Annotated in this window: 10 protein-coding genes; all 10 read right to left on the bottom strand. The window is 32.9% G+C overall.

Annotation, left to right across the window (positions count from 1 at the left end; translation table 11 throughout):
* Positions 1-211: 211 nt before the first annotated feature.
* The 10 genes from hypD to HGI79_RS07145 all read right to left on the bottom strand — a co-directional run bounded on the left by hypD (position 212) and on the right by HGI79_RS07145 (position 7,201).
* Positions 212-1,294, bottom strand: a complete 1,083-nt coding sequence (hypD, locus tag HGI79_RS07190; RefSeq protein ID WP_185649985.1) for a hydrogenase formation protein HypD — start codon at positions 1,292-1,294, stop codon at positions 212-214.
* Complete coding sequence (locus tag HGI79_RS07185) at positions 1,281-1,505, bottom strand: HypC/HybG/HupF family hydrogenase formation chaperone (protein ID WP_185649984.1); 225 nt, start codon at positions 1,503-1,505, stop codon at positions 1,281-1,283. The genes hypD and HGI79_RS07185 overlap by 14 nt, the downstream gene beginning before the upstream one ends.
* A gap of 106 nt (positions 1,506-1,611) precedes the next feature.
* Positions 1,612-2,343: a twin-arginine translocase subunit TatC gene (gene tatC, locus HGI79_RS07180; protein WP_185649983.1), complete on the bottom strand. Its 732-nt coding sequence runs from the start codon at positions 2,341-2,343 to the stop codon at positions 1,612-1,614.
* Between the two features lie 36 nt (positions 2,344-2,379).
* Entirely contained in the window at positions 2,380-3,117 is a 738-nt protein-coding gene (locus HGI79_RS07175) for a twin-arginine translocase subunit TatC (RefSeq protein ID WP_185649982.1), read from the bottom strand.
* 13 nt (positions 3,118-3,130) lie between these two features.
* On the bottom strand, positions 3,131-3,319 hold the full coding sequence (tatA, locus tag HGI79_RS07170; RefSeq protein ID WP_185649981.1) for a twin-arginine translocase TatA/TatE family subunit: 189 nt from the start codon (positions 3,317-3,319) through the stop codon (positions 3,131-3,133).
* Between the two features lie 43 nt (positions 3,320-3,362).
* Positions 3,363-4,025 carry a hydrogenase nickel incorporation protein HypB gene (gene hypB / locus HGI79_RS07165; RefSeq protein ID WP_185649980.1) on the bottom strand — a complete coding sequence of 221 codons (663 nt, stop codon included), beginning with the start codon at positions 4,023-4,025 and terminating at the stop codon, positions 3,363-3,365.
* A gap of 3 nt (positions 4,026-4,028) precedes the next feature.
* Entirely contained in the window at positions 4,029-4,370 is a 342-nt protein-coding gene (gene hypA, locus HGI79_RS07160) for a hydrogenase maturation nickel metallochaperone HypA (protein ID WP_185649979.1), read from the bottom strand.
* 9 nt (positions 4,371-4,379) lie between these two features.
* Positions 4,380-4,853, bottom strand: a complete 474-nt coding sequence (locus HGI79_RS07155) for a HyaD/HybD family hydrogenase maturation endopeptidase (protein WP_185649978.1) — start codon at positions 4,851-4,853, stop codon at positions 4,380-4,382.
* A 2-nt stretch (positions 4,854-4,855) separates the two neighbouring features.
* A complete protein-coding gene (locus HGI79_RS07150) occupies positions 4,856-6,274 on the bottom strand; it encodes a nickel-dependent hydrogenase large subunit (protein ID WP_185649977.1) in 1,419 nt (472 codons plus the stop codon).
* Positions 6,275-6,316: 42 nt separating this feature from the next.
* A complete protein-coding gene (locus tag HGI79_RS07145) occupies positions 6,317-7,201 on the bottom strand; it encodes a hydrogenase small subunit (RefSeq protein ID WP_185649976.1) in 885 nt (294 codons plus the stop codon).
* Positions 7,202-7,259: the final 58 nt, after the last annotated feature.

Here is a 7,259-nt window from a genome sequence, read left to right as displayed (position 1 = left end):
TAGGGATATATTACCAATGTTGAAGTCACATTTAAATATTTTTTTATTAGTCTTAGCGAAAATTTGAGAAAAAATATTTAACGTGACGAAACATGGTAATATATCCGATCGTGTAAATTAAATTTCGGGCGTGGTTATCTACAGATATAGTTTTTTACGCCCTTAGCAATTACATTAATTATAATCTATGCTACACATTAGTTAACTAGATTTAACTATTATATCTATAATAAGCTGCACAGGTACCTTCTGAAGACACCATACAAGAACCTACAGGATTTTCCGGAGTGCATGCCTTCTTAAATAAAGGACATTCAAAAGGAGTTATTTTTCCTTTAAGTATGTCACCACATCTACATCCCGGACAACCATCGTATTCCTTATAATCTATACTAAAATGCTTTATAGCATCGTAATTTTCATATTCCTTATTTAACACATATCCACTATTAGGTATTGAGCCTATTCCTCTCCAGGTACTAGGTGATATGTCAAACACCTTGTTTAAATATTCTATTGCCTTTTGGTTACCAGTATCTCTCACTATTCTCTTGTAATCGTTAACTATTCTAAAATCCTTGTTGTTTATCATATTAATAAGTGTATTAAACCCTTGAAGCAAGTCTAAAGGCTCAAAACCAGTTATAACTCCAGGGATATTATATTCACAACTTAGAAACTCATAAAAATTTTTTCCTATTACAGCACTTACATGTCCTGGAAGCAAGAAACCATCAATGTTAACCTCCTCATCCTCCACAAGTGCACCCATAGCAGGTGGAACAAGCTTATGAGCTGTGAGAAAGAATAAATTATTTATATTTTGTTTTTTAGCTTCTAAAATTGTTACCGCTGTCATGGGAGCTGTAGTTTCAAAGCCTACTGAAAGAAATACTACTTTTTTTCCAGGGTTATTTTGAGCAATTATCATTGCATCCATGGGAGAATACACTATTCTGATATCAGCACCTTCTGCCTTTCTCTTCATAAGAGAAGTTTTCTTCCCTGGCACTCTAATCATGTCTCCAAAGGTTGTAACAATTACATCCTTAAGCAGAGATAGCTCTAAAGCAGTATCTATATAGCTCTGAGGAGTAACACAAACTGGACAACCAGGACCAGATATAAGCTTTATATTGCTGGGAAGTATATCTCTTATTCCATATCTGAATATAACCATGGTATGAGAACCACATACCTCCATGATATTTATTTTTTTATCCGTAATATTTTGTATAGATTTCACAAGACTTTTTGCATAAGCTTCATTTCTGAACTCATCAACGAATTTCATCCTCTGCTAACTCCTTTATTAATTCTAATGTTTTTTCAGCTTCTTCTTCATCAATTGTCTGCATTGCACAACCAGCATGAACAAGCACATATTCTCCAACTTTTACATCTGGAAGAAGATGCATAAACACTTCTCTTTTCATTTTCCCTATTTCTATAACACCCTTATTATTTTCTATACTCAAAACCTTTCCAGGTACTGCTAAACACATATAAAATCCTCCTAACAAATAAATTTACTTTTATCCCTCAGCATAGGTTTTCAACCTCGAAACTTAACATATTCGGTCGTATAAGTTAAGTTGACCTGCAGGAATCCTATACCTTTTTCCTTCTTCTCTCTATAAAATATACAATCCATATAGTAGCCTCGTAAAGTATAAGTATTGGTGCAGCAGCTAATACACATATGAACAATCCAGCACTGGATATAAATAATCCTTCTAAGGTTAAAGTAATTATAATAATATACTTTCTATACTTTTTAAGTATCCTTGAGCTAAGTAATGACATTTTTCCTAGAAGTACAATTGCATAGGGAATTAAAAATATAATACCTATAAAAAAACAGAAAATTCCTATAAAACTAAAATATATACTCCCTGAAAGCAATGGTGTCATATACTCTTGTCCATAAGATATAAGAAAACTTAGAATATAAGGTAATATTAATATATATCCAAAAGCCATGCCAGAAAGAAACAGTATAGATGCAATAAATAAGTTCTTATAAAGCAATTTTCTTTCTTTTTTAGTTAAGCCAGGATTGATAAAGGCTGTTATTTGAGAAAGTATAATAGGACTTACAACTATAGTTCCTACAAATAAGGATATTTGCATTCTTGTTATGAAACCTTCGGTTATAGAAAAATAAACAAGATCCAGTTTAAATTTAGCTAGAGGCTTCATTAATATTTCAATTATATGATAAACCTTATCATATATAACAGTGGAAGCCACAACTATAAAACTTAAAATGATTATTAATCTCTTTCTAAGCTCTGTTAAATGCTCAACCACAGACATTTCTTTACTATCTTCATCAGCCATACTTTCACCTCTCAAGTTACATTCATATAAATTCCCCTATCTTAGAGCTTCTTTCTTTCTATCAGCCCTTTCTAGCAAATAAATACACCAAATACTAATTTCATATAAAGCTATAATAGGTAAGGATATTAAAATAAAGGTAAAGGCATCTACGGTTGGCGACACCAATGCAACAGTAATAAGCGAAAACATTATTGCAAACTTTCTTTTAGCTATCAATACTTTGGAATTAATAATTTTTATTCTAGACAGCGCAATTAGTACTAATGGAAGTTCGAAAAGTATACCTACTGTTAACATCAACGTTCCTACAAAGGAAAAATAATGGTTTCCTGATAAATTTGCCTTCATAAAGTCATCACCAGAATCCAGCAAAAAACCTATGGTTGAAGAAAATAAAAATTTATAACCAAATAAAATTCCTGCAATAAATAATAAAGATGCAAGTGGAACTATGACAAAACATAAGATTCTTCTAATTTTTTTGCTAAGATTTGAAGATGCTATATAAATTATAATGTAAGCTAATATAGGAGAAGATATAACTATTCCCCCGAAAAATGCAACTCTCATCTTGGCTATCATTCCTTCAACGGGAGTCATAAAATATAATCTTGCTCCATTTAAGGGTATTGTTAAAATATTTATAACATATTCTGCTTGAGAATATACCAAGGATGCGGCAATAATAACAATGATAACCATTGCTATTATTGCTTTTCTGAACTTTTCCAGGAAACGTACTATCCCAACAATTTGTTCACTCTTTACCATATCTTTACCTCTACTACGCTTCCTTCTTCTCTTCAGTTTTTTCTGAAGTAGTACCATCCTTTGTAAGCTCACTTGAAGCCTTTTTAAACTCCTTAATTGATTGCCCTATAGACTTACCTACTGAAGGTAGCTTTCCTGGTCCGAAAATCACTAAGGCAATTACTAGAATAATTATTAATTCTGGAAATCCTATTCTTGGCATAATGTTTCCTCCTCTTATTCACTTTATTTTTTATAATAAACACTTATGTTCTTTTCTTATCATTAATTTTATCTTTTAACCATAGACATAATTCATCTATACCTTCGTCTTTTACACAGCTTGTTTCAACCATCTTAGCATTAGCATTTATTGACTTTACATCAGCATAAAACTCATCTTTACTAAAATTAGTAAAAGGTAATAAATCTATTTTATTTAGTATAACTGCGCTGCTTTTTTCAAACATTAAAGGATACTTAAGAGGCTTGTCGTTTCCTTCTGTTGTACTTAGAACGCAAATCTTTATATCTTCCCCAACTTCAAATTCTGCAGGACATACAAGGTTACCCACATTCTCTATAACTAAAAGCTCCACTTCATCTATGTTTAAGGAATTAATTGCATTTTTAATCATATCACCGTCTAAGTGACAAGCCCCACCTGTATTAATTTGTACTACAGGTACTCCCTGAGCCCCTATTCTTTCAGCATCCTTTGTTGTATAAATATCCCCTTCTATAACTGCAATTTTCACTTCATTTTTAAGTTTGCTAATAACTTTTTCTAATATAGAAGTCTTACCTGAACCAGGTGAGCTCATTAAATTTACTACATATATACCTTTTTCATCTAACATTTTTTTATTCTGTGCTGTTATTTCCTCGTTTGTTTGAAGAATATTTGTTACTACCTTAATTTCGCTCATTTTTTACTCTCCTTCAATTGTATTAACATAAAGTTCATACCCACTTAAAATATTAGTGGAAAACTTATTACAGTTTGGGCATAATTTATTAAAGTGATCTATTTCAAATACAGTACCGCAGTCATTGCACATTGCAGTTGCTTTTACCTTTTCAATTAAAAACTCTGCACCTTCAGCTATAGTTTCTTTAGATAAACTGTTAAATGCAAATATTAGTGAATCAGACATTACTCCACAAAGTTCTCCAATTTTTATAGTAATTTTGAATATATTTTTTATGTTATTTTCCTCAGCCTTTTCTTTTACAATCCTCATAGCACTTTCCATAATTGAAACTTCATGCATACTTCTCACCTAACTTACATTTGAATTTTCTTCTTTAAGACCTAATTCTATTTTAACATACTTTATAATTTCAGGTATTTTATTTTTCATAGTTTCCGTCATTTCTGTATCTAAACATATCTTTTCAGGCTCTATTCCGAATATTGTAACCTGTGGAAACTTACCTAACATATTTGCCATTTTAACTACATCTAAAATTTGAACATCATGTACAGATAAATTTTCTTTTTTGTAGTCTTTTATATCCTCTGGGTTGATTTTATAAATAGTACCAGGTTTATATCCTGCCCTTAAACAGTCAACAACTATTACTTTATGATAATCTAGAAAGTAGCTTAATGTATCTAGTGTAGAAGTACCTCCATCTACTAATTCAATAGTAGATGGAAGCTTTTCATTTTCCAATTGCTTTATTGTATAGACTCCTACACCGTCATCTTTTAAAAGTATGTTACCTATTCCGATGATGACAGTATCTTTCATAATTAAACTCCTAAAGGCTGCACTATAAATTTAGACATTTCTACTCCCTCTGGTGACATCACATGTACTGAACATCCTGTACATGGGTCAAAGGAGTGGACTATTCTTAATAATTCTACTGGTTGAGTTGTATCTGCCACATGAGTTCCTATTAATGCCTTTTCTATTGGACCAACGTTTCCACTGTCATCCATTGGTGAAGCATTCCAGCAAGTTGGTGTAATAATTTGATATTTTGATATTTTAGAACTTGATACGGATATCCAATGTCCGAGAGCTCCTCTTGGAGCTTCAGTTAAGCCTACTCCACTTCCTGAAGTTGGTGTTCCTATATTAGTATATCCACTTGTACTAGTTGTTATCTGATTTATCCAAGTACTCATATTACTTGCTATCTTAGCTGTTTCTGTATATCTTGCTATGTGTCTATCCATAACTGATACACCGCGTTTATAGTCCCCACTTAACCATGTTCTTGCTAGTGGACCAGCTTCGTAAGCTTGCCCATTATATCTTGGTGCCTTAAGCCAAGTATATGCTCCGGATTTTCCATAGCTTGGTGTTGTTGTCTCACTGGCAGGGTTTACTCCAGACGGTGATGAATACCAGGAATGACCTACATATTCTTTAATATTAGTTTCACTGAAGCTTCCTACTGTTCCATTAGTTACAGTTCCTGCTTGGAATAACTTATTTCCATTGGTATCTGTATCAAACACACCATAAGCTATTAAATTACCATAACCAGTACCTACAGTATAGTAATCGCTGTAGGTTGATGCTAATTTATTAACATCTGCTTGATATGTATTTGTAATAAAAGATGTTATATTACTTAAATAATTCTTGAAATTACTTATATCCGTTGAGGATGGTATTGCAGTAACACCACCTGGCACAACATTAGCAACATGTGGAAGCTTTCCTCCGAATATTGCACCCATTTCGTGTGCTTGTCTTCTAATTGATAATGCAGTTACATAATTGTCAATTAGTTTCTGATTATCAGTTGAACTAAATCTATAATCTTGACTATATCCTGGCGTCCATGGCTGCATTTGTGGTCCTTGAACATAGTCCATTAACGCTAGGTGATAGAACTGTAGAATATGGTCTGATAAATAATTGGAACCCTGAATAAGATTTCTTAAAAGTAATCCTTGTAAGGTAGGTGTAAATCCGGCTGCCTGTTCTATTGCCTTTGATGAAGCAACAGCATGGGATACAGGACATAATCCACATATCCTTTGTGTTAAAAAAGCGGCATCCTTTGGCACTCTGTTTAAAAGCATATTTTCAAAATCTCTATAAAGACCACCTGAAGCCTGTGCTGCTGTTACATTATTATTTGAGTCAAGTGTTACATTAATTTTTAAGTGTCCTTCTAACCTAGTTATTGGATCTAATACTATTGTACTCATAACTTCATCCTTTCTTATATAAATGTCATTCTATTTTATTATTTATGAATTTATTGGATTTGTAGGGAAAGTTGGATTTGCGCATCCTATACAAGGATGATTAGAAGTAACACAGAAGTTAACTCCATTATTCCACTTCATGCTTGGGCATACATTACTGCATCCTGGTCCCTTACAACCTATAGGTTTGTAACATCCAAATATACCTGGTTGCTTTACTTGCGTCTTACCTCTTCTTGGGCAATTGCTGTGAATACTATTACTGAAATATTCTCTAGGTCTGCTGTAATTATCTAAAGCTGGTATACCTGTCAATATTAAATTTAATAAAGTTTGTATAATAACTGTCGGATGAGCAGGACAACCTGAAAGATTTATTATAGGATTTACAGTTTTACCAGACAATATAGTTTTTACTGGTTGACAAGCTGTATTATTAGGTCCAGCTGCTGATACTCCCCCAAAGGAAGCGCAGGTTCCAACTGCTACCACATATTTAGCCATTGGACCATACTTTAATACAGCTTGTTGCATGGTAAGTGGAACTCCATTTTCTTCCCCTATGATACAGTAGTTTCCACTTGCCCCTGTTGGTATTGAACCTTCAACTACAAGTATAAATTGTCCATTGTAAGTATTAGCACATTGTTCCAGTGTCTGCATTGCAAGATCCCCTGAGGCTGTCATAAGAGTACTATTGTACTTCATACTTATTTTGTTTAAAAGCACATTATCAATAGTAGTTGGATTAGTAACATTCAAGGTAGATATTGTACAACCTGAACATCCAGCCCCATTTAACCAAATTACCGGCGGATCTGTCTCCGCTGCAAGTACATTGTTAACTCTGTCCATATCAAATTCTAAGTTCAGAGCAACAGCAGTAGCTAATGACCACTTTAAAAAGTCCCTTCTGCTAATTTTCATAGAAACACTCCTTATTGTTGATATTTTAGTAATCTGTAGACGAAATATCATCTACAAA

It is taken from the genome of Clostridium sp. DJ247, assembly GCF_014231265.1.
Note: the sequence above shows the minus strand (reverse complement) of the source record. Positions and strands in the feature narration are given on the sequence as shown.